At 38.6% G+C, this 23,585-nt stretch carries 21 protein-coding genes and 1 tRNA gene; 6 read left to right on the top strand and 16 right to left on the bottom strand.

Translation table 11 applies throughout. From position 1 onward, the window contains the following. Window positions 1-125: 125 nt before the first annotated feature. From ACZIX2_RS13155 to idi, 6 genes are all read right to left on the bottom strand, one after another. A tRNA-Thr gene (locus ACZIX2_RS13155) sits at window positions 126-202 on the bottom strand. A gap of 78 nt (window positions 203-280) precedes the next feature. After that, on the bottom strand, window positions 281-547 hold the full coding sequence (locus tag ACZIX2_RS13150; protein ID WP_463340558.1) for a hypothetical protein: 267 nt from the start codon (window positions 545-547) through the stop codon (window positions 281-283). A gap of 66 nt (window positions 548-613) precedes the next feature. Then, window positions 614-1,582 carry a mannose-6-phosphate isomerase, class I gene (gene manA / locus ACZIX2_RS13145; protein ID WP_463340557.1) on the bottom strand — a complete coding sequence of 323 codons (969 nt, stop codon included), beginning with the start codon at window positions 1,580-1,582 and terminating at the stop codon, window positions 614-616. Window positions 1,583-1,654: 72 nt separating this feature from the next. Continuing rightward, window positions 1,655-2,119: a peroxiredoxin gene (locus ACZIX2_RS13140; RefSeq protein ID WP_463340556.1), complete on the bottom strand. Its 465-nt coding sequence runs from the start codon at window positions 2,117-2,119 to the stop codon at window positions 1,655-1,657. Between the two features lie 6 nt (window positions 2,120-2,125). Then, complete coding sequence (locus tag ACZIX2_RS13135) at window positions 2,126-2,539, bottom strand: 6-pyruvoyl trahydropterin synthase family protein (RefSeq protein WP_463340555.1); 414 nt, start codon at window positions 2,537-2,539, stop codon at window positions 2,126-2,128. Between the two features lie 34 nt (window positions 2,540-2,573). Then, window positions 2,574-3,101 (bottom strand): isopentenyl-diphosphate Delta-isomerase, encoded by a 528-nt coding sequence (idi, locus tag ACZIX2_RS13130; RefSeq protein WP_463340554.1) that lies wholly within the window; start codon window positions 3,099-3,101, stop codon window positions 2,574-2,576. A 487-nt stretch (window positions 3,102-3,588) separates the two neighbouring features. On the opposite strand from idi, the gene msrB reads away from it, so the two are divergent. Together msrB and msrA are read left to right on the top strand one after the other, a co-directional pair. After that, window positions 3,589-4,038 carry a peptide-methionine (R)-S-oxide reductase MsrB gene (gene msrB, locus ACZIX2_RS13125; RefSeq protein ID WP_463340553.1) on the top strand — a complete coding sequence of 150 codons (450 nt, stop codon included), beginning with the start codon at window positions 3,589-3,591 and terminating at the stop codon, window positions 4,036-4,038. A gap of 12 nt (window positions 4,039-4,050) precedes the next feature. Beyond that, the gene (msrA, locus tag ACZIX2_RS13120) at window positions 4,051-4,662 is read left to right on the top strand and encodes a peptide-methionine (S)-S-oxide reductase MsrA (protein WP_463340552.1); all 612 of its coding nucleotides are present in this window, start codon (window positions 4,051-4,053) and stop codon (window positions 4,660-4,662) included. Window positions 4,663-4,664: 2 nt separating this feature from the next. Here msrA and ACZIX2_RS13115 read toward each other — a convergent pair whose 3' ends face one another. Then, window positions 4,665-5,012, bottom strand: a complete 348-nt coding sequence (locus tag ACZIX2_RS13115) for a winged helix-turn-helix transcriptional regulator (protein ID WP_463340551.1) — start codon at window positions 5,010-5,012, stop codon at window positions 4,665-4,667. Between the two features lie 98 nt (window positions 5,013-5,110). Here ACZIX2_RS13115 and ACZIX2_RS13110 point away from each other — a divergent pair, with 98 nt between their 5' ends. The 4 genes from ACZIX2_RS13110 (at window position 5,111) to ACZIX2_RS13095 (ending at window position 8,474) form a co-directional block, all read left to right on the top strand. Beyond that, on the top strand, window positions 5,111-5,875 hold the full coding sequence (locus tag ACZIX2_RS13110) for a type 1 glutamine amidotransferase domain-containing protein (protein WP_463340550.1): 765 nt from the start codon (window positions 5,111-5,113) through the stop codon (window positions 5,873-5,875). A 3-nt stretch (window positions 5,876-5,878) separates the two neighbouring features. Further along, window positions 5,879-6,508 carry an NADPH-dependent F420 reductase gene (locus tag ACZIX2_RS13105; RefSeq protein ID WP_463340549.1) on the top strand — a complete coding sequence of 210 codons (630 nt, stop codon included), beginning with the start codon at window positions 5,879-5,881 and terminating at the stop codon, window positions 6,506-6,508. 168 nt (window positions 6,509-6,676) lie between these two features. Further along, complete coding sequence (locus tag ACZIX2_RS13100; protein ID WP_463340548.1) at window positions 6,677-7,993, top strand: amidohydrolase; 1,317 nt, start codon at window positions 6,677-6,679, stop codon at window positions 7,991-7,993. A gap of 7 nt (window positions 7,994-8,000) precedes the next feature. Further along, entirely contained in the window at window positions 8,001-8,474 is a 474-nt protein-coding gene (locus ACZIX2_RS13095) for a nuclear transport factor 2 family protein (protein WP_463340547.1), read from the top strand. Window positions 8,475-8,684: 210 nt separating this feature from the next. On the opposite strand, the gene ACZIX2_RS13090 is transcribed toward ACZIX2_RS13095, so the two are convergent. From ACZIX2_RS13090 to ACZIX2_RS13050, 9 genes are all read right to left on the bottom strand, one after another. After that, a complete protein-coding gene (locus tag ACZIX2_RS13090; RefSeq protein WP_463340546.1) occupies window positions 8,685-10,166 on the bottom strand; it encodes a sialate O-acetylesterase in 1,482 nt (493 codons plus the stop codon). 101 nt (window positions 10,167-10,267) lie between these two features. Then, window positions 10,268-11,530, bottom strand: coding sequence for an MFS transporter (locus tag ACZIX2_RS13085; RefSeq protein ID WP_463340545.1), 1,263 nt, complete (start codon window positions 11,528-11,530; stop codon window positions 10,268-10,270). Window positions 11,531-11,573: 43 nt separating this feature from the next. Next, window positions 11,574-12,959 (bottom strand): sugar porter family MFS transporter, encoded by a 1,386-nt coding sequence (locus ACZIX2_RS13080; protein WP_463340544.1) that lies wholly within the window; start codon window positions 12,957-12,959, stop codon window positions 11,574-11,576. Between the two features lie 30 nt (window positions 12,960-12,989). Then, window positions 12,990-14,081 (bottom strand): DUF4434 domain-containing protein, encoded by a 1,092-nt coding sequence (locus tag ACZIX2_RS13075; RefSeq protein ID WP_463340543.1) that lies wholly within the window; start codon window positions 14,079-14,081, stop codon window positions 12,990-12,992. A 233-nt stretch (window positions 14,082-14,314) separates the two neighbouring features. Then, window positions 14,315-16,636, bottom strand: a complete 2,322-nt coding sequence (locus ACZIX2_RS13070; RefSeq protein WP_463340542.1) for a glycoside hydrolase family 20 protein — start codon at window positions 16,634-16,636, stop codon at window positions 14,315-14,317. 67 nt (window positions 16,637-16,703) lie between these two features. Then, window positions 16,704-18,944 carry a GH92 family glycosyl hydrolase gene (locus tag ACZIX2_RS13065; RefSeq protein WP_463340541.1) on the bottom strand — a complete coding sequence of 747 codons (2,241 nt, stop codon included), beginning with the start codon at window positions 18,942-18,944 and terminating at the stop codon, window positions 16,704-16,706. 91 nt (window positions 18,945-19,035) lie between these two features. Then, window positions 19,036-20,253 (bottom strand): hypothetical protein, encoded by a 1,218-nt coding sequence (locus ACZIX2_RS13060; protein ID WP_463340540.1) that lies wholly within the window; start codon window positions 20,251-20,253, stop codon window positions 19,036-19,038. Between the two features lie 76 nt (window positions 20,254-20,329). After that, window positions 20,330-21,478 carry a glycoside hydrolase family 10 protein gene (locus ACZIX2_RS13055; RefSeq protein ID WP_463340539.1) on the bottom strand — a complete coding sequence of 383 codons (1,149 nt, stop codon included), beginning with the start codon at window positions 21,476-21,478 and terminating at the stop codon, window positions 20,330-20,332. 128 nt (window positions 21,479-21,606) lie between these two features. After that, window positions 21,607-23,448: a hypothetical protein gene (locus tag ACZIX2_RS13050; RefSeq protein WP_463340538.1), complete on the bottom strand. Its 1,842-nt coding sequence runs from the start codon at window positions 23,446-23,448 to the stop codon at window positions 21,607-21,609. Between the last annotated feature and the right edge of the window lie 137 nt (window positions 23,449-23,585).

Below are 23,585 nucleotides of genomic sequence, written 5' to 3'. Positions count from 1 at the left end.
ATTTTATAATGCAAATTAAATTTTAAAATTTTTCTAAGCTTTTACAAACTCGAAACTCTAATGTACACGAATTGTTTTCCTGCATTTACATCATAAAAAAAACCACTTAATTTCTTAAGTGGTTTTGGAGCCGGCGGAGGGATTCGAACCCACGACCTGCTGATTACAAATCAGCTGCTCTAGCCAACTGAGCTACGCTGGCGCGTTATTTCGAGTGCAAATATAAGTCTGAATTTGAAATTTCCAAAGCAAATTCAGACTTTTTTGCTAATTTTTTAGATTACAAATCGTTGATTTTCGCAATCAATTGATTTGCAACTTGTTCTAATTCCACATTGATTTGTTTGAAATGTGCTTTTTTATTTTCAACATTCTTTTGGTTCACTTTAGTGATTAAAGCGTCAAAAGCTGCTATTGCTTCGTCAATAATAGCATTAGTACCATCAGATGGTTTTCCAGTAGTAGTCAATTCATATAAGTATACTGCTTCGATGATATCTCCTAAAACGTAGTTGATGTCTTTCTTTAAGTTTTTAACGTTTGCCATTTTTTTAAAATTTTATTATGTCGCGATTTGCGTTTGCAAAATTACATATTATCTTTTGAATACGCGCTATGAAATATAAATTTCTAAAAGAGAAGCTTTTCCATGCAAAGTAAAGGAAGATAATCCTGCTGGAATCAGCACAGTATCGCCGATCGTGTAAGAGTATTCAACTCCATCGGCGGTTATAGAAAAATCGCCTTCCACTCCCATGTACACCTTAAACGAGTCTCCATCATTACTACAGTCTTTGCTACCATCAAGAGGAATGTAATTGGTAGTAAAGTAAGGACAATCAACCATAGAATTGGATTGATTCACAAGTTTAGTATACTGATTTTGCGTGTCGCATTGCTTATAATTAATAGCATCCAAAGCCAAATCAACATGCAATTCTCGGGTATTGCCTTGCGCATCCTTACGATCAAAATCGTATAAACGATAGGTAATATCAGAAGTTTGTTGGATTTCGGCTATTACCAAACCCGCTCCAATGGCATGAACGGTACCTGTTTCGAGAAAAAACACGTCCCCTTTTTCTACTTCTTTGGTATCAAGAATAGACAATAACTCCTTGCTTTCAAGTTTCTGAACATATTCAGCAGCACTTGAATCTTCTTTGAAGCCTACAATCAACCTTGATTTGGGATCGGCCTGCATGACATACCACATTTCTGTTTTTCCAAAGGAATTATGACGTTGTTGTGCCAATTCATCGTTAGGATGTACTTGAATGGATAAATCCTCTCTAGCATCCAAGAATTTAAAAAGTAACGGGAATTGCTTTCCGAATTTTTCATAAACTGCTTTACCTAATATTTCGTTAGGTTGTACATCAATAAGTTCTATCAAGGATTTTCCTTTGAACACCCCATTAGAAACAACACTTACATCGCCTTCGACAGTTGAAAGTTCCCAACTCTCACCCGTTATGGCAGAGGTACTAGGTTTATTTAATAAATTCTTTAATTTTTGGCCACCCCAAATGCGTTCTTTAAGAATGGGATCAAATTGCAAGGGATAATAGTTTGTAGTCATTTTTTTGGGTTTTTGGTATTGCTTGCAAATTTCGGCAATTAGAAAAAGATAGACTACTATTTTTTTATCAAATTATTGTAATAATTTTTCTACCGCCGCTAACGCCTTAGCAATGTGCTGAGTAGCTTTGAAAGTACTATCAAACATAAACACTATAGTACCCGATAAATCAACAACATAGGTTACACGCCCAGGAAGTAGACCAAAAAAAGAGGTAGGCACTCCAAAAGCAGTTCTGATTTTTTTGTCCTGATCGTCTAAAAGTCTAAAGGGAAGTTTGTATCGTTGGGCAAAAGTATCATGAGTATCGATAGTATCTCCACTCACCCCTATCACTTCGGCACCTAACATTTTAAAATCGTCGTATTGATTTCTGAATTCGCAAGCCTGTGCCGTACAGCCTGGGGTGTTATCTTTTGGGTAAAAATAAAGTACCAATATTTTTTTTCCTATAATTTCATTAGAATCAAAAGGATTACCTAAATGATCTATAGCTTTGAAATGAGGTACAGTATCCCCAATGGTTAACGTCTTCATAGTACACTATTTTTCTCCTCTATAGGTAACAAAATTTCGAGGGGTTTCATACAACACCACTTCAAGATCCAGATTAGCCGCAACTTTGCAGCGAATTTTATTCCAAATGACCACTGCAATATTCTCGGCTGTAGGATTTAGGTTTTCGAACTCGGGAACGTCTAGATTTAAGTTTTTATGATCCATTTGATCCTCAACTTCGGATTTAATAATATCGGATAAGAATTTCACATCCATAACATAACCCGTTTCAGGATCTACAGGACCTGTAACACTCACTATTAATTCATAATTGTGGCCATGAAAATTAGGATTGTTGCATTTTCCGAAAACGGCTTGATTTTTTTCAAAAGACCAATCTTTGCGGTACAAACGGTGTGCTGCATTGAAATGAGCTTTTCTGGAAATGGTCACTTTCATAGTTAGGTTAGTTTTTTAGGCAATTGCAATTGTATTACAAGGTATGATCTTCAAGAAAATGATAAAATTCATCGAAGATAATTTTGAACCATACGGTATAACTTTCCGGATGCTTGACCATATCTTTTTTGATGTCTTCAATTTTCATCCATTTCCAATCTTCTACTTCATCGGGATTGATCACGGGAGCCTCATTATAATAGCCAATCATCACATGATCTAACTCATGCTCTGTGAGTCCGTTATCAAAAGGCGCTTTGTAAATAAAATGAAACAATTCTTTGATTTCGGTTTGGAATCCCATTTCTTCAAACAAACGACGATTGCCTGCTTGGATGTTAGTTTCACCTTCCCTTTGGTGACTGCAACACGTATTGGTCCACAACAATGGGGAATGGTATTTATGTTGCGCTCTTTGTTGCAACATGATTTCTTTATTCTCGTTGAGGATAAAAACTGAAAAGGCACGATGCAAAACAGCTTTTTGATGTGCCTCTAATTTAGGCATTAAACCAATGGGTTCATCCCATTCGTTGACCAAGATTACTTTTTCTTCTTCCATAGTTTATTCTTAGGGCCAAAAGTACAAAAATGATTGCTTCTTATTCATAAAATTACATAATGTTCAAGGTTTTTTAGTTGCCAAAGTCCCCTCTTCTCTTTGGCTTTTCATTGTCTCTCCCTTTTTGTATCTTTGAATTGCTTTAAATCACATTGTATTGACATTGAGGCAATTTTAAGCATTTTTTTCTAATATATTAACTATACGATTTAACTATTACCATTTAAATTGAAAATCAACTTCTAAATGTACTAGCATTTTGAGGTAAAAAAAGTTTAATAAAAAATATGATCATCAAAACAATTGTTAAAAATATCACAACATATACTGTTGCTTATTTTGATGCTACAACCCAAGTACTAAGCCTTTAAACATTAACGTTATGTCTATTTCACATGTCTTATTTGTCGTCGTTTTTTTCTCCTTTTTAGTGCAAGGCTGTGCTCAAAATTCGTCGACTACCACAACCTCATCAAAAAACACCTCTATGAAAACCGTACTTAACAAACCTGAGAACCCCTATTATTCTAATACCGATACTAAAAAAATCAACATCCCCAATTCGGAATGGAAAAAAGTATTGTCTCCTGATCTCTATGCCGTGGCCCGAGAGGCTGCCACCGAGAGAGCTTTTACGGGTACCTTATGGGAATCCGAAACCAAAGGCACTTACTATTGTGCCGCTTGTGGGTTTCTCTTATTCCGATCCAATCAAAAGTTTGTGAGTAGTTGTGGTTGGCCAAGTTTTTTTGAGCAAGACAACAAAGAAAGCATCACTTTCAAACCGGATAATTCGTATGGCATGCAACGTATAGAGGCCAATTGTGGCAGATGCGACAGTCATTTGGGACATTTATTTGATGATGGTCCGGCGCCAACAGGCAAACGCTATTGCATGAATGCCATATCATTGGATTTTGTTCCAGACCAAGACTAAATTCACTTACTTATGAAAAAAATAATTTTCCTTTCCCTTTTGTCCGTTTCCCTAGGTTTCGCCCAAAAAAAAACATCGGCTTCTGTTACCTTAGATACCCTAGTGCTAGCCGGAGGGTGCTATTGGTGTGTGGAAGCGGTGTACGAAAATTTAAAAGGAGTACATCAAGTAGTTTCTGGGTTTGCAGGGGGCAAAGTAAAAAATCCAAGTTACGAAGCCGTTGCTTCAGGAACCACTGGAGCTGCTGAAGTAGTACAAATAGTCTATGACACCAAACAAACTTCTTTGGATGAAATTTTTAAAGTCTTTTTTACGGTACACGATCCTACGACTTTGAACCGACAAGGGGCTGATGAAGGGACCCAATATCGTTCGGCCATCTTTTACAAAAATGAAGCACAAAGAAAAGCGGGACAACAAATCATAGAAGCTTTAACAAAAGCAAAAGCTTTTGACCGCCCAATAGTAACAACGCTTGAACCTTTAACCGGTTTTTACAAAGCCAAAGAAAGCCATCAAAATTATTACGAAAAAAATGCGAGCCAGCCTTATTGCAGAATGGTCATTCAGCCCAAATTGGAAAAATTTGAAAAAGTTTTTCATAACCGATTGAAACGCCATTGACTTTACACATGTTTAATGCCAAAATCCTCCATTAAATCCAAACCATAATTTCTCAAGGCTTCAATAATCGCTATTGATTTCAACCCTCTCTGGGCAATGGTATACTCTACTCTTGGAGGCACCTCCGGAAAAACTTCTTTAGTTACAAAACCATCTTCCACTAATTCTTTTAAGGCTTTTGACACCATTCTATCAGAGGCGTGAGAAAGGCTCTTTTGTAACTCACTAAACCGCCATTTTTTATCTTTCAATCGCCATAAAATAGGCATCTTATAGGTCCCTCCTATTTTATTCATGGCAAACTCTATGGGATTGTGAAACAAACGATTGTCGGTAATAAAATCAGGCATACTTACAAATTTGTTAGTTACTTACAAATATAGTGAGTTATTGCACAAAGAGTTAAATTGAAATAATTTTATAAAATAAATATCTAAATCTATTAAAAATGGAACCCATAAAAGAACACAAGCGCTATGTACATTTTCATGGTGCCCCTTCAAAAGGAAAAATTTTAATGGTAGCCAGCTCGCCAAGTACAAGCGTACAAACCGGTTGGCCTATTGGTTTTTGGGCGGCCGAATTAACCCATCCGCTGTGGGTGTTTCAAGAAGCCGGATATGAAGTCGATTTGGTTTCTACCGACGGTGGCGATTTGTTTATGGATTCCTATTCCAATCCCACAGATGCCAGTGGTTATTCGGCTCACGATATCATTACATTGGGATATATGCAAAAGCCCGAATTTATAGCCCTTTTGAAAAACACCAAAAAACTGACCGAGGCAGTCACTGAAGATTATAAAGCCATTTTCTTAGTTGGGGGGCAAGGCCCCATGTACACTTTCAAAGGAAATACAGCCTTACAAAACCTATTTGTCACCTTTTATGAAAGCGGAAAACCCAGTGCAGCGGTTTGTCACTCCACTACTTTATTGTTAGAGGCGAAACTTTCGAACGGTGATCTACTAGTAAAAGGAAAAACCTGGACCGGTTTTGCCGATGCCGAAGAAGATTTTGCCGATCAAGCTGTGGGAATGAAAATTCAACCCTACCGCATTGAGGAAGAAGCCCGTAAAATATCTGGTACCACATTTAAAGTAGCCGCACCTTTTAGTTCGTACTCCATTGCCGATGGCCATTTAATTACAGGACAACAACAAAATTCTGGTGAAGCTGCGGCGGAATTAGTTATAGAACTTTTAAACAAATAAAAAATGAAACTTGCATTTATTGGCATTGGAAACGTAGGATTTGCCATAGCCAACCAATTACAACAAAAAGGACACGAAATAATCGTAGCCAACAATGATAGCGCTTCTGAAACGGTAAAAAAAGCTTTGACACAAAATGCCTCGTTCAAGGTAATGCCTGTACAGAAAGGCATAGACGAATCCGATGTTGTTTTCTTAGCGACTCCCTTTCAGGCCAATGAGGAACTTTTAAAAAGTGTAAAATTCAATGGCAAAATACTAATCGATTGTACCAATCCCGTTGGGATGGGCATTTCCCACGGATTGAAAAGCGAAATTTCGGGTAGCGAAAAAGTGCAAGAATGGGCTCCCGATGCTCGAGTGATCAAGGCCTTCACCATTTATGGATTTGAAAATTTTATCGATAGTGCCTACCCAAAATACAACGTAAAACCCGTCATGATGATTGCCGGAAACGATGCCGAGGCCAAGGCGAAAGTTTCCTCAATTAACACCGATATGGGCTACGAAACTTTAGATACAGGCACATTAGACCAAGCCTTACATTTGGAGCATATGACCTTGCTTTGGGTGAAAATGGTTCGAAGAGATGGTCATCATCCTAATTTTGTTTGGGCGTATTTGGAGAAATAAAAAATTAGGTAGTAAAAGGTAGCTACAAGGGGGCATTTTACAACTATTTTGTTGGCTTGTGAGCTACCATTACTTCCTTCGCAACGTTCGTGGTTTTTGGATACTACAAAAAAAATTACTTAAAGGGTTCTCTTTTAGTATATTTGTAAGTAACCAAAAAACCTTATTATGAAAAAAACCATCTATTATCTAGGATTCCTATTCCTGTTTCTGAACGCATCAGCACAAAAAGGGACGGCTTTATCCTTTAAAGTAAACCAAAAAGCCAAGAATATCGAATCAAAAGTCATTCAATGGCGCAGAGAAATTCATGAACATCCAGAATTAGGAAACCGAGAGTTTAAAACTGCCGACAAAATTGCTACTCACTTACGGTCCTTAGGCATTGAAGTGCAAACGGGAGTTGCAAAAACGGGAGTAGTTGGCCTTCTAAAAGGTGGAAAACCTGGACCTGTAGTAGCACTAAGAGCCGATATGGATGCCCTTCCTGTAAAAGAACGGGTCAATTTGCCTTTTATTTCTAAAGAAACAGGTGAATACAACGGGCAAACGGTAGGTGTGATGCATGCCTGCGGTCATGATACCCACGTAGCGATGTTAATGGGAACTGCCGAAATTTTAGCCTCTTTAAAAGATGAAATAAAAGGAAGCGTAAAATTCATTTTTCAACCTGCGGAAGAAGGACCACCAGAAGGTGAAGAAGGTGGTGCCGAATTAATGGTAAAAGAAGGCGTTTTAGAAAACCCGAAAGTAGACGTCATTTTTGGCCTACATATCAACTCACAAACCGAGGTAGGACGTATCAGATACCGCCCACGTGGTACCATGGCCTCTTCGGATTGGTTTACAATAAAAGTGAATGGCAAACAATCGCATGGTGCTTCTCCTTGGTATTCGGTAGACCCAATCGTTACTGCCTCTCAAATTGTGTTAGGCATTCAAACCATTGTAAGTCGAAATGTCAATCTAACCGAAAACCCTGCTGTGGTAAGTATTGGACAAATTAACGCAGGCATTAGAAACAATATTATCCCTGAATCGTTAACCCTAGGAGGAACCATTCGCACATTGGACACCAGCACCCAAGACTACATTCATTCTCGCATACAGCATATCGCTAGCTCGATAGCCGAAAGTGCAGGTGCTACGGCCGATGTCGCTATTTCGAAAAAAACATTAATTACGTACAATGATCCTGAATTGACCGAAGCTATGTTGCCTTCTTTACAAGCTTCGGCGGGTATCGATAATGTCCATTTGACTCAAGCCGTAACAGGTGCCGAGGATTTTTCATTTTATCAAGCCAAAGTTCCTGGGTTCTTCTATTTTTTAGGTGGTATGCCCAAAGGCAAGCAAGCAAACGAAATGCCTTCGCATCATACCCCAGATTTTTTTATAGATGAAAGTGGAATGATACTAGGAATGATCAGCATGTCAAATCTTACTTTGGATTATATGAACATGAAAAGCACGCAAAAAAAATAACCCCTCCATGAAAACTGTTCCTTTTTTCATTACCCTTTTTTGTAGTTTTTTCATCACTTATTTCTCCAGTGCTCAAGAAAAAAAAGTAGCGCCCACTTCAAAAGCCTTGTACGATACTATAGAAGCGATGGATAAACAACTCTTTGAGGCTTTCAATGCGAAAGACATGGTAAAATTCAAGGCGCTATTTACCGAAGATTTAGAATGGTTTCAAGACAATGGTGGTTTACTTTCTTATGCTGTCGTTTTTGAAAATTTTGAAAAAATGTTTAAGAACGAGAACCAACTCACCCGACAACTCGTGGCAGGAAGCTTAGCGGTTCATCCTATCAAAGATTACGGAGCCATTGAAACAGGTACTCACCAATTTCGTCACTTTGAAAACGGAAAAGAAGAAATAGGCACTTTTAAATTCTTAATGATTTGGAAAAACACAAAAGGTAAATGGCAAGTTTCACGGGTTATTAGTTATGATCATTAACGTATACTCAACACAACCACTATAAAAAAGGGGCTAAGCAATTAAATGCTTAGCCCCTTTTTAACTTTAATCCGTTCACTTCCCTCAATTAGTGGAATGCCTAAATTGAATCTGCACGCCATGCTTGTGCTCCCCCAAAAGCTCTATTAGGAACAGCGAGTTGAAAACACAACTTTATTTGAGCGTTTCTACTATACTATTCCACCTTTACTACTCTTTTAATGACCAGGTATCGGTTCTAAAAGGAGCCACCGGAATCCCTGAAACTCCAAAAATACTGGCTTGTTCAAAGTTTTTGAACGCATACCGTACGGCTACGGGCTGCGTTACTTTATCCGACCAAACCGCCAAACGAGGGGAGGATATATCAATAATGGCCTTGGCAGGGTAAAATACTTGATCTGCTCCTGCAATTTCAAACCCATGCAATTCTGTGGCCATTGGATATATACCCCGCTCGGCATTTTGAAAATCGATGTAAACTTTATCCTCTTTTAATTCCATTTTCTCAAATACTGGCGGTTTATAAGCGAAGCCTTTTCTTTCGTAAGTAGCGCCAAGGGCCCATAACGCCAAACGTTCTCCAATCATTTGTTTGTCGGGTGGATGAATGAAGAAAGGACTTCCCACATCCAAGGTGGTAACCATCCCTGAATTGGGTATTAATTTCCAGATCTTCTCTTGTACTTCGCGCATTTTGGCCGACCAAAATCCGTTAGGTTTACCATAATTGTAAGGGGCAATTTGTACAAAATAAAACGGAAATGCACCAATATTCCATTTGTTGCGCAAATCGCTTACAAAGGCAGGCATTAAGGATTGATACGCTTCGGCATTAATACAATTGCTTTCGCCTTGATACCATAAAAACCCTTTAATAGTATAGGAAAGCAATGGGGCTATTTTGGCATTGAATAAAACCGTTGGCGTTTGATTGGGTTTGCTGATCGTTTCGTTGTTCGTTAAAATGGCGGTATCAATAGTAGAAAAAGGTTGCAATGCTTCACGGCTCATCCATGCCTCAATATTGGAAGCTCCCCAACTCGAGATGATGATTCCAACTGGCACTTGCAACACCTCTTGAAGGTATTTCGCAAAAAAATAGGCTGTAGCACTGCAATTGGCCACCCCATCGCCATAATTTTCTTCCCATTGACCATCGCAATTCTTTTGCGGTTGCTTGGCAAATTGTTTGAGGGGTTTTCCTGCTTTCGTATCGGTCGAAAAAATCCGAATAGGAATGGAAGGTTGTGCTTTGGCAATAGCATCGTTGCCTCCTTTTACGGGTTGTCGAACAAATCCTTGAACGGGCATTTCCATATTAGATTGTCCGGAGCAAAACCAAACTTCGCCTATCAAAATATTATTCAGTACAAGGGTTTCTCCATCGGATATGTTGATCGTATACGGTCCTCCTGCTTTTGGTGTGACAACATTGACTTCCCAGTTCCCAGTAGCATCTGCTTTAGTGACGTAATTTTTTTTATTCCAAGAAGTGTGAATTTTCACCTTTTTGTTGGCTAGTGCTTCTCCCCATAATTTCACTTGAGTTTGTTGTTGCAAGACCATATTATCCGAAAGCACATTGGGTAATTTGACCCGAGCTTGCAAGGAAAGAACAAAGAAAAAAAGAACCAGAGAAATCACCTTTAACTTAAAATTTCTTTTGGTATCAATAGACCAAACTTTCATAGTAATAGTGTTGTATTAAAAATTAAAAACTAACGATTAAAAAAGGGACAATAAATACAAAAATTCATTTATTGTCCCTTTCTTTCTAGTAATAAAAAGATTTATTTTTCTTCGGAATAATCCAAATCCACATGAAAGGTTTCTTTCAATTTTATCAAAGAAAATAAGGCTACGACAGAAACCACACTTCCTACTAACAAGCTGGCATGAATGATGTTGCCATCAAAAATATAATCTCTAACAAAAGAATAGAACAACAGTAAAACTGGCAATGAACCCCGAACAAAATTAGGCACGGTGGTCGTAACCGTAGCACGAATATTGGTCCCAAATTGTTCTGCTGCAATAGTCACAAACAATACCCAGTACCCCACAGACACGCCCATTATACAGCATAAAAAATAAAACATAGCGGTAGAAATGTTTTGTTCCATTAAATAAGTGATGACCATTATAAAATTGAACGCCAAAAACCAATACATTACTTTTTTTCTGCTCTTGAACCATTGACTCAACAATCCGCTAAGGATATCGCCAACAACCAACCCAGCATAACAAAAAGCAATGGCTTTACCCGCTTCGATGGTTTCGGCTTGTTGAACGCCCATTGCTTTGGCAAATTCAGGTGAAAAAGTAATGAGAATACCCACTAAAAACCATAATGGCACCCCAATAAAAATACAATTCATATACTTGAAAAAGCGATTGGCATTGGTAAACAATGAAAGAAAATCGCCTTTCACTTCGGTGGATTCGTGTGTTTTTTGAAAAATTTTGGATTCGGTTATACTAATACGAAGAAACAACAATAGTATACCTAATGCACCTCCTGCATAATAACACAAGCGCCAATCTTGAAAAATTTGATAAATCAAATAGGCCGCTACGGCACCCGATACCCCAACAGAAGCTACAATCATAGTACCATACCCTCTTTTCTCTTTGGGCAACGACTCGGCCACCAAGGTGATGCCCGCTCCTAACTCGCCCGCAAGTCCAATACCGGCAATCAATCTCCAAAAAGCATAGGCCTCGATAGTATCTACCGCACCATTAGCAATATTAGCTACCGAATAGATTAAAATCGAGCCAAAAAGTACCGAGATTCGACCTTTTTTGTCGCCCAAAATACCCCATAACACACCGCCTAAAAGCATCCCAATCATTTGCATGCTCAATAAAAACTCGCCTTGGTCACGGATCGCATCACCGGTTAACCCTAGGTCTTTTAAACTGTCTGTTCGTACAATTCCGAACAATAGTAAATCATATATATCTACAAAATACCCCAAGGCCGCGACAATTACGGCGGCATTGAGAATCGATTTTGGGGCTTCTGAAGTTGTAGTGGAACTTAAATTCATAAATTATAAATTGGTTTTTTATATTTTTTGGTTGGTTAAAAAATTAATGAGCAATCCAAATGTCTTCGATTTCTTCTAAGGATTTTCCAGTGGTTTCGGGTACTAATTTGTAAGTAATCCACAAGTAGGGTATACACATTACAGCAAATAACCAAAATGAAAAGGCCGGACTAATCGATTCTAATAAAATTGGGGTTAGTTGACCAATTAAATACGAGCCAATCCAAAGAGAAAAACCTGCCATAGACATTGCCAAACCACGCACTTTTACCGGATACATTTCCGAAACTAAAACCCAAATAACCACACAAATAGAAATGGCACAGAAGAAGATATACCCCATGATGAGTCCTAGTAAGAGTTTTGGATTTTGCCCATTGCTAAAGAAATATCCTCCAATGGCTAGAAGGGTAACAAACATACCGGTTACACCAATGTATACCAATTGTTTTCTACCTATTTTATCTACCAAATACATTCCCAAAACGGTCGAAAGTACATTGACAACACCAATGATAATTTGGAAATCCAAAGAACCTTGAGCAGCCATACCTGCCTCTTTAAAAATCACTGGGCCGTAATAAAAGATTACATTAACTCCCATAAATTGCCCCAACATGGCCAAACTCACCCCTATAAACAGAGCGGTGCGATAACCTGGTTGGAATAATATACGCCAATCTGATTTTTCTTTTTTCAACAAAGAACTCTTGGTGTTTTCGATTTGCTCTAAAGCTTCCTCTTTTCCAAATAAGCGAGTTAAAGTGTGCTCAGCTGCAGCGATATTGTTTCTAGCAATTTGCCATCTTGGACTTTCGGGAATGAAAAATAAAATGATAAAAAACACCAACGAAGGAACGGCACAAAGTCCTAACATCCCTCTCCAATATTCGGTTTGAAAGGCTTTTTGAATCCATCCTGCTTCAAAAGAAGCAGAAGTAGCCCACTCTAACACTTTGGCATTAGCAAAATAAGACGCTACAATTCCTACCGTAATGGCCAATTGATACAAGGTAACCAAAGTCCCTCTATAACGTGAAGGTGACACCTCGGATATATACAACGGCGACACTACAGAGGCTACGCCAATCCCCATTCCGCCAAGGATTCTACAATAAATTAAGACATCGAAACTGGTAACAAACATACAACCCGCTGCCGAAACAGAAAAAAGTGTAGCGGCTACCAAAAGTGTCCATTTTCTTCCTATGCTATCGGCTATTTTTCCAGCAAAGGCCACGCCAATAATGGATCCTATCAAAGCACAGCCTACGTACCAACCGGTACTCACATTATCTAGGCCAAATTGTTGTGCCACTTGATCAATGGTTCCAGAAATCACAGCCACATCATAGCCAAACAAGAAGCCCCCTATGGCCCCAATAATGGAGAGGAAAAGGACATATTTTAAATTTTCTTTTTGATTCATCGGTTAAACTATTTTAATTAGTGTTTAAAATTATTTGATATTGAAATACTCTTTGTAACGATTGTACAAGTGTCCTGCTTGCAAATAGGACGATTGTGGACTCATAAAGTGAGAGAATTCAAACGTGATCCCTTTTTGGAAACCCGCACGTTGGGCCGCTTCCAATTTCAATCGCAATTTTTCGAATTTGATAGGGAAGAATTTAATCGGCATGTCACGATCAAAAGTTTCCGCATTGGTCCAACATTCCAAACCGTATTTATCCCCTAATTTTTTGTTGACAGAGAAGAAAGCATCCAATTCGTCATAATCAATATGTCCGTCTTGAAAAGCACAGGCATCTACTGCGCCTTTGATGCCATCAAAAATTTCGCCCCACTCTTTTTCGTGCTCTTGTACAGAAACGGCATCAGCTTTAGAAAGAGTACCCGAAGCCGCCATCACTGCTTTTTTTCCATCAATCCAAGGCGACATGAAAGTAGGTAATCCACCCGAAACGTCTTTACATTGTTGCCCCATGGTACGAAACGACTCAATAGCTCCTTTGGTTTTTCGAGAAATTTCGCCACTCAAATACCAACCTTTGAAACTCTTGTGGTGTCCGTATTTTTTCCAAACCTCATCAATTACATATTTGTTGTCTTCGATTTCGTGGCTTAAATCGCCCGTATCCCAATACACTCCTGAATCGTATAAGCCGAAATAAAATTTCATATTATGTTTGTCTGCCAAACGCAAATACATGTCTAACAAATCGACTCCTGGACGGTAACAGCCTTTTTTAATTAAATATTCTGAAGGATAGGTAATGAATTTACGATAACCCGAACGAATCATAATGACCGTGTCAATTCCGATGGCTTTCATATGGGCAAAATCTTTATCCCATTCTTTTTCACCCCAATTTTGATGTGGTATATCGTGTGATATTTCGTCTAAGAACGTTCCAGTAATACGCAAAGCTTTGTCCTTGGGTACAACCAAATCAGGACCTGTAACAATTCCAGGGCGAGCATCAGCTTCGGACTCAGCCATTTTTTCGAATGAACTTAACATGGTCATACCAATGGCCGATGCAGCACCGATACCCATGGTATTCAAAAAATCTCTTCTTGTTTTCATATATAGCTAATATTTTGTTTTTTTATGTCATATGAAATTGCTTCGCCAATTCGCTTCACTCGAGTTGCATTTCTTTATTGGTGTTGGCGAACATTTTTCGGTCAAGCTCATTTCATAGTATTTCTTTTTGTTCACTAGCACAACCTTTTGAATGGTAAATCACAAGGGAAACGTCATGCAAATCTGTTAGCGTGTCTAGTGTTTTTATTATTCTTCGGTTTATGATTAATTGATTATTCTACTTGTATTTCGTCCACAAAAATAAAAGTGGGTTGTCCTGCCCCAGCGTGTCCTTCTGGAATTTTAGTAACAATAGGAGCTACAATTTTTACATACTGTGCCGTAGTACGTTTGAAATCAGCTTTCAATGGCAATATAAAAGTGGTCCCATTAGCATCGGCTGTTGCAATAGACTGACGGTAAACTTCCTTATAGTTTTGCCCATCTTTCGAGACAAGAACGCTCCATTCCTTTGGACCAAAAATCCAATCTTTGGGAGAAATGTAAGTATTTAGTTTAACTTGGGTAATTTTCTGTGGCTGTTGTAAATCCACAACCACTTCAAAATTTTGGTTGTAAAATCCAAGCCATTCGCCCGAAGCGTATTGCTGGTCGCCCACTTTGCCATCATTTAAAACGGAAGCCCCTTGGTATTTGTATTTTTCCGCTGGAGCTTGTAGCAGCGTAATTGGTTTTACTGTGGCTTTATTGAATGCAAATGATTGCTCAAAGACTTTACTTTTGAAAACATCATCGAGTATTACTGCTTTTATGGTTTGACTTTGAGTGATCACTAGCGGTTGAGTATAAACCGGACTCGTTGTCGTTGGCATCGTACCGTCGGTTGTGTAATATATAGGATACGATAATGGATTAGCTAAACTAAGTGTGATCGCATTGCGTTGTTTGTCTATAGATGTACTAGCACCAATTTCTAAGAAATGCATACTGAAATTATACCCTAACTTGTGGTAAAAAGGGAGATAGTCCGCAGCTTTTTGAGCAAATTTTTTATACGCTCTGGATTGAGGATATGTCCATAAAACTTCGCTTAGGGCTGCCATTCTAGGGAGCACCATATATTCTACTTGTTTGGAAGTGGGCATGTATTCGCGCCACACATTGCCTTGAGCACCTAGAATATGTTTTCGTTCTTCCTCCTTTAGTATATTGGGTATGGGGTCAAAAAGATAGACTTTTTCTAAACTGGTAAAACCGCCAATAGCCAAGGGTTCATGAGTGATATCTTTGGTTTGGTAATGGTCAAAATAAACATGTGACCCGGGAGTCATCACCACATCGTGTCCTTGTTGCGCTGCTTGTATCCCGCCTTCAAATCCCCTCCAAGACATGACTGTAGCATTAGGAGCCAATCCGCCCTCTAAAATTTCATCCCATCCAATTATCTTTTTCCCCTTACTGTTTAAGAATTTTTCTACTCTACTTATAGTATAACTCTGTAATTTTTCCTCGGCCGAATGGTGTTGGTCTTTTAGCAGTCCCAAGGCATTGATTTTGTTTTGGCATTTGGGACACTTTTGCCATTGTTTCTTGGGGCATTCGTCTCCCCCAATATGGTAATAGGTTGCTGGAAACAAGGGTAATATTTCGTTCAACACATTCTCGATAAAAGTAAAGGTGTTCTCGTTGCCCACACACAGTACATCTTCGGAAACACCCCAAGTCGTTCTAACTTCGTATCCGCTACCTTGACAACCCAATTCAGGATAGGAAGCTATGGCAGCCATCATATGTCCAGGCAAATCGATTTCGGGAATAACGGTGATAAAACGTTGTTGAGCATAGGTCACAATCTCTCTGATTTCCTCTTGCGTATAATAGCCCTCATGAGGGGTAGGGTCAATTTGTGTTTTTGTTTTTCCGATAACGGTCCCTTTGCGTTTTGACCCGATTTCGGTAAGTTTAGGATATTTTTTTATCTCAATACGCCATCCTTGATCATCGGTAAGATGCCAATGAAAAGTATTGAAATGGTGTAATGCCATCAAATCGAGGTACTTTTTCACAAAAGACACGGGAGCAAAATGACGGGATACATCAAGCATCATCCCTCGGTAAGGAAACTTGGGATAATCGGTTATTACTGCAGGTGACAACGAAACCTTTTTATCGTTAGCATTCAGCGCCACTAATTTTCTTAAAGATTGTACTCCAAAGAAAGTACCTGCTGCAGAAGCGCCTTGAATACGAATTTGAGCAGCATCCACTAGCATTTGATAGGCCTCAGGATTGGAATGTGCTAAACCTTCCGAAAGTTGGATGCTGTTGGCTAAATTAACCTCATCAGTTATCCTTATTTTGAGCCCTGTGGCCCAGTATAAGTATTCGGCTAAAAACTCAGCGGTTTGCTGCAACTTAGTGTTGTTTTTCTGATAAGCAATTGTACTTTGTTCTGACAAGACAAAAGCGTCACCAGTCTTTAACTCCACATTTTGAGGAGCAGGAATCAGCTTGTGGTAGGGTGAAATCGAGGGTTGTGCCCAACTGACCACCGCCGTAATCACTAGCCATTGGAATAAAAATATTTTTTTCATGCGTAAAGGATATTGTAATGTACTAAAAGGTTAAAACAAGACATGGTAAAGCAGCGTTGAAAATTGCTTAAGGTCTTTTAGCGGTCATGGTAAACTCTAAAACAGCACCGTTAGCGATGTCTTTATGTTCAAAAAACAATCGGTCTAGTTTTTTGCCGTTTAAGGTAACCGAAGCGATGTACTTGTTTTCCAAACTATTATTATTTGCCTTAATGGTTACTTTTTTACCATTTTCTAATGCAATAGTGGCTTGATCAAATAACGGACGCGATAAGGTATACGTTAGATCGCCAGGGGCTACTTGATAAAATCCTAAAGCATTAAGAATGTACCAAGCCGACATTTGGCCACAATCCTCGTTGCCACTAATCCCATTGGGATGGTTGTGGTATTGCTCTTTCATAATTCGATCAGCTAATTCTTGCGTTTTGTATCCTTTCCCGATGTAATTGTACAAATAAATGATATGATGACTCGGTTCGTTTCCGTGGGCATATTGACCAATTAATCCCGAGATATCGGCAGAAATATCTTCGCCTTCTACTTTTGCATCGGTTGTAAATAAATGATCAAGATTTTTTTCAAACGCGTCTTTACCTCCCATCAAATCAATTAAGCCAAGTACATCATGAGGTGCAAACCAAGTCCATTGCCATGCATTGCCTTCACAAAACGGGCTATTCATATGATTGGATGCATTAGGATTGAAAGGCTCCATGAAATTCCCATTGCTGTCTAACGCCCGCATGAATCCTGTTTTCTTATCAAAATATTTTTGATAACGTTTCCCTCTTTCACTTAAAAAAAGATAATCGTCGGTTTTCCCCATATCTTTGGCTACTTGTGCCAAGGCCCAATCGTTGTAAGCATATTCCAATCCTCTCGAAGTAGCAAAAATCACCTCTTTATCAGCAGGAATAAAACCTAAGTCGGCATTGTACTGTTTGCCTTTGGTCATCAACCATTCCCAAATGGCAGGATGATTGACTTTGATTCCCGTAGTATCATAAGGTATGGAGCGCTTCATAGCACGATACGCCAACTCGGTATCATAATCTCGAATGTTTTTGGTATAAGCATCAGCGATCACAGAGGTGGCGTGAGCACCAATCATGGTACCGGTATAATTGGCGGCCAAATCCCACATGGGCAACAATCCCCCTTGTTGGTATTTTAACAGTAAGGATCGAATAAAAGCATTGGTTTTGGATGGCGCAATTAGATCAATCAACGGCATTTGCGCTCTAAAGGTGTCCCAAAGTGAAAATACGGTGTAGTAGGTGTCTTTTTCTAAGGTGTGAATTTTCAGATCTTGACCTCGGTAACGATTATCTACATCAGAGTAGGTAGAAGGATGAATTAAGGCATGATACAAACCGGTATAAAAAATAGTTTTTTGATCCGTTGTTCCCCCTTTAACCATAATTTTTTGAAGTTCTTTTTCCCAAGCTTTATCTGCTTTTTGGGCTATTTTAGTAAAATTCCAATCGGTCATTTCGGCATTAAGGTTTTGTAAGGCTCCTTTTTCATCTACAGCAGAAATACCAACTTTGACTTGCACCTTGGTACTATTTTGAAATTGCAAAACAGCTTTTATGTTTTTTCCTTTCGCTGACTGTCCGGTTACTGCAACATCCTCATTGTACAAGGTTACGGTAAAAGGTTGATCAAACTTGGCATAGAAATAGGCATAATCGCGTTTGGACCAGCCTTCAGTAAGTCGCATACCTCTAATCTCGGTAGGACTAATAATTTCGATCGAAGACTCAAGCACTTTTTGATTGTGTAGGTTATGATGCAAGTCAAGAATCAAGCCCGCTTGTTTGTAAGGGAACTCATACTGGTGCATCCCAGCTCGAGTAGTTGCGGTCAATGAGGCTTTAATTTGGTTATCAAAAGTAACGCTGTAAAATCCAGGAGCCGCTTTTTCGTTAGCATGCGAAAAAGATAGAGGATAATATTCTTTTAATTTCCCTTGTGGTTTTTCCAAAGATCCTACGAAAGGGGTAATCAAAAAATCGGCAAAATCAGTCATCCCCGTGCCACTTAAATGACGGTGAGAAAAGCCTAATATAGTAGCATCATCTGTATAATATCCGCCACAAGCGTCCCATCCTTGAGTTCGGGTATCGGGGCTAAGTTGTACCATACCGAAAGGCAAAACGGCTCCAGGAAAGGTGTGTCCGTGTCCACCGGTACCAATAAAAGGGTTAACATAGGTCGTTAATTTTTTAGGCTCTGGGTCTTTTTTAGGGGTATTCGATAAGCTTACAAAAGCCAATAGGAAAAGCGAAATTATTTTTTTCATAAGAGTATATTTAGGGCTTATACTTACTATAGTATTCTGTGCCTTGGTCCTACCCAAAGGCAATTTTAATTTGCGTTGCAATAATTTATTTTTACCATGTATTGATATCTAGTTCCAACTGCTTCCAATCGGATTCTTTGAGCTCAATGACAAAGGCATAACCTGATTTTCCGGGAGTTTGAAGATAAGCATCGACAAGCTTTTGTTGGTCGCTACTTACTAATTTTCCGTTGGCATCCCAAATTTCTTGTGTACAAAGACAGCCTAACGATGGCGTTTGACCAGAAAAACGGGTATGGGCATAAAGTGCTTGATCTATGGTAGTGCCGTGAAAAAAAATTTCGGATCTACCGGCTTTTCCCGCCCAAAACGATTGTTGCAATATAGTATTTTTTTGTAACGCTTTGGGGAGTAAATCAAGGTAATTTTCTAGTGTGAAGTCTTGCGTTTTTACAGTAAAAAACGCACTGGCTTTGCATTCAAAAGGCAAACAAGTAGCAAAACTCAAAGTGGGACCAATGAATCCATTTTCAGAGACTACTAAATCGTTGATTTTATAGATACCGGTGGGCGTATTGCCATTGGTACTAAACATCGGCAAATTAGTAGCGCTGCGTGCTAATTGATTCAAAAGTACAACTTGGTTGTTTTGTTTAACTAGGGTACCGTTTTCATTTTGCACAAAAACTTTCCCCACTAGATTACGATCTTGATGATGGATGGCGTATAAATTTTTATTTTTTTTCTTGGCATTAAAAGCTATTAGCTGCTTTAATTCATTAATTGAAAGGGGTTGATAGTCGGCGTTCCACTGTTGTTTCAAGGCTACAATTACAGGATGCGAAGACGCATACCATTGGGTTTGCTTCCAAAAATCGACCGCTTGTTGGTTTCTAACTAAATAGGTGATGGCATTAGCAAAAATCTTAGGACTTTCGGACTCGGTTTGAGCAATTTTCCGCATTTCGGGACAAAAAGCATTAGGAAAACAGGCAAATACTGTTTCCAATACTTTTTCAAGATCGTGCTTAGCTAACAATTCCGAATGCGACAAAGCTTTTTGAACGGCCTTAAAATTGAGTGCAGTGGTGTCCATCAAAAAGGTAGTTGCCCAAGCATAACTACTCCATTGAATGGGTGTATCGTGGTCAATATAACCTAAGGCTTGTTGTGCTATAAGCGTATCTTTTAACTTTATTACTAATTCCTTTCGAGCCTTTTGGGTAGCCAAAGGGGCAACATTATTTTGAGCAACGCTGATTGGCGTCACCAAAACAAAAAGAAACAGTAAAGTTAAAAATCTGGCCATAGTATCAATAAATAGGATATCGCAGGAAAAAAAACCTCTCAGGCGTTTTGTGCTTGAGAGGTAATAAGCACTTTAATTATTTTGTACCATAGGTGGTGGTAAAATAATCGGTATTACTCTTTAACCCTTCATAAAAGAAGAACACTTCCCCATTCACATAATTGTTACGGTTGGCGTTAATTACTTGTTCTAGAACCGAACGAGATATAGTATAAGTACCTACCTTTAATAATACTCCTGCATAGTATTTAGAGCGATCGGCTGGGTTTTTAATGTATCCTAATTGCGATGCAAGGTCTTGTTTGTACCTGTCAATATTTTCTTTACCATTATACAATTGTGGTATGACATAATCGCAATATTTTTTATCCAACCAAGTAGGCCAGTCTTGCAAATAGTTTTCTTTGGCCCAAGGGTGCATACTCGGTGACATCGAAACAACAACGTTAGGCTTCACTGCTTTTACTGATTGGTACAAATCGGCTAAAAATTGGGTCAATTTATCGGCTCTCCAGTTCATCCAAGTCACGTCTTTTTCATTGGTAGGAGGTGCCACGCCTTTTTCTTTTTTATACAATTCAACTGTATAATCGTCGTAACCTCCCATGATAGGCATTGCTGGCAAACGATCGTCGCCTTGAACTCCATCCACATCGTATTTTTTTACCACTTCTAGAATCAAGGATTTCATGAAGTTTTGTACTTCAGGATGTATTCCGTTCATCCATTCAAAACCGTTAGAAGATACTAACAAGTTTTTGTTTGCATCTTTTGCACTCCATTGTGGATATTTTGTTAAGATAACACCACCTTGTTGACTATTCGAGGCAGCAAAACCGTATTCAAACCAAGCATGTACTTTAATGTTTTCTTTGTGGGCTTCGGTAATCATTTCTTGCAAGGGATCTCTTCCTGCAAAGCTTTCCATAATTGGAATTCCGAATTCTTTATTCATAATCTCGCTTGGGTACAGCGTTCTCCCTTTATTCCAAACCACTACATAAATATCGGTAATGAAGGATTTTTTACAGGTTTGGACTGTTTCTTTAATCTTATCTAAAGAATATAAAGCATCAGAAGCTACATTCGTCACCCAAACACCTTTATGTGCTTTTACACCTGTAGGAGGTGTTACAGGTTTGTTAGGCTCAACCCTAACTGGATCGTCACCACCTGAGCAAGAAAACAAAAGGGTAAGGACGGCAAGTACTATTAATTTTTTCATAGGTAACTCATTTATTAATTTTAAAGCAAGTGCTATCGCCTACTCCAATAGAGTTTACTGTTCCAAGCGACAATCTTACTTAAAATAAAAAAGTGCTTATGGAATAACTCCACAAGCACTTTTTTGAATTATTTTTCTAATTGATATACAGCCAAACGGTCGTTGGTAGCAAAGAACATCACGTGTAATTTATTATTAATTACAGCAAAATCTGCATCGACAGTGATATTGGCGTTAGAAACAGCTGGACCTGTAATTTCCATAATTGGAGCATCTAAAGCAGCCGTACTAGCTGTTGTATAATCTACTATACGGAACACGTGTTTTCCTCCTACTTGAGCTACGTAAGCCAAGTATTTTCTGTTTTTATAGGTAATGGTTTTACAATCAGATGTGGCATTTCCTGAAGAAGATTTAGCACTTTCTGAAAAAGTACTACCAAGAAGTGCCAATCCATTGTGTCCTGTTCCTACAGTGGCAGCAGCAAATCCTGTTTCATCAGGTTGAACACTATAGTAGTTTCCTGGTACCCCTGCATAAGATAAGGCTTGTTTGGTTGGGGTTGGATTCAACACACCATTAGTTACCGTCCACACCAAGACATCTGTTTTACTTGCAATAGGCACAGTAATTACCGCATTACCATCTAAAGAACCTTTAATACTGATACTAGCGCTACGTGGAGAATAGGCTAATCCTAAACTAGTTTGGGAATAAGTAATATAATTAGTTGGTGCGGTATCGTTGATTGAATTCCATTTTACGATGTTTAAGTTCACTGTGGCTCCAGCACCAGCGCCTAATTGCACCCCAAGAATTTTACCGTTATCATCGGTGGCCAATTTACGGATTCCAGTAACGGCTCCTCCATCAAATAATGGAGTAGCTCCCTTGTCTAAGCTTTTAATTAAATTACCTGAAAGGTCGTAGGCATAAATTCCGAACAAACCAGTTGTTCCAGGCAAAGCGGCTGGCAATTGATGTGCAGCTACTACTATAGAATTACCACTAAATCCAACGGAAGAACCAGCATTAGCTGAATATCCAAGAGATGCATGTGATTTTTCTAAAATCGGAGTAGATTCTATTAGAGGGTTTTGAATGGTGAATTCCGTTTCAATTCCGTTGGTTCCCGTTACTTTTACTTTGAATCCAGCTAAAGTATTCAAGTTGGTTCCATTAAATTTAGGATCTACTACATTACCAAAAGGCGTTTTGATGGTCACCGTAGCATTAGTGAAGTTAGTTAAATAAGGTACTACTGGTTGCAATATATTTTTTGCAGCATCTTTAACAATCATTCTAGTAGTAGCTTGTCCGTTTATTTCTAAACCAGAAATAGAAGCAGGACCTACCTGCTCGGAAGTATACACAATATCATAAGTGTAAGTAGTGGTGTTATCTACTCCTAAAACTTCTAATTTGAATGGAGCAGTTGCTGGCGGGTTAAAAGAATAATCTTTAACTGTACCATTAACAAAGTTTTTTATAGTCCCATTTACAAAAGTATAGCTAGCTGCTAACTTAGTAATATCAGTCCCTACGGGTACTTGAACGATAATCGAAGTTTTTCCTGGATAAATTTTATCTTTAGGAATGCTCAATCCTACCACGGACAAATCTACTAATTTGGGTGGTGATTGTACAATTAATTTCCAAGTACTGTTAGTTCCATCAAATCCGCTAATCGCGATATCTTTAGGATTACGCAAATCCATCACGGAAACTTGATCCATTCCAGAAAGCGTTCCATTGGCTACTAAAATTTCGGTTTTAATCGCGGTCAAGTTTACTCCAGGTTCCAATATCACCTTAGCAATTTTGTCGCTATTGGGTTCAATATTATACAGTTTGTTATTGATTTTTACTGCTACTATAGCCCCCGATTGATAGCTACGGTCATCGCTGAAACTATCTTCGCAAGAAGACAAGCCCACTAGACACAATAGTAAAAAAAGTATTTTTTTCATATGTTAATATTTATAGTTTTTGAATGTTCCTCTGTAATTTGCATCCATAAATCGGTTATTACAACAAATTTTAAATCATGCAGATTACTCTAATTTTATAAAGTGTACCTTTTGTAAAGTAATGGTTAGCTTCTTAT

This window comes from Flavobacterium riviphilum (assembly GCF_055231795.1).
Note: the sequence above shows the minus strand (reverse complement) of the source record. Positions and strands in the feature narration are given on the sequence as shown.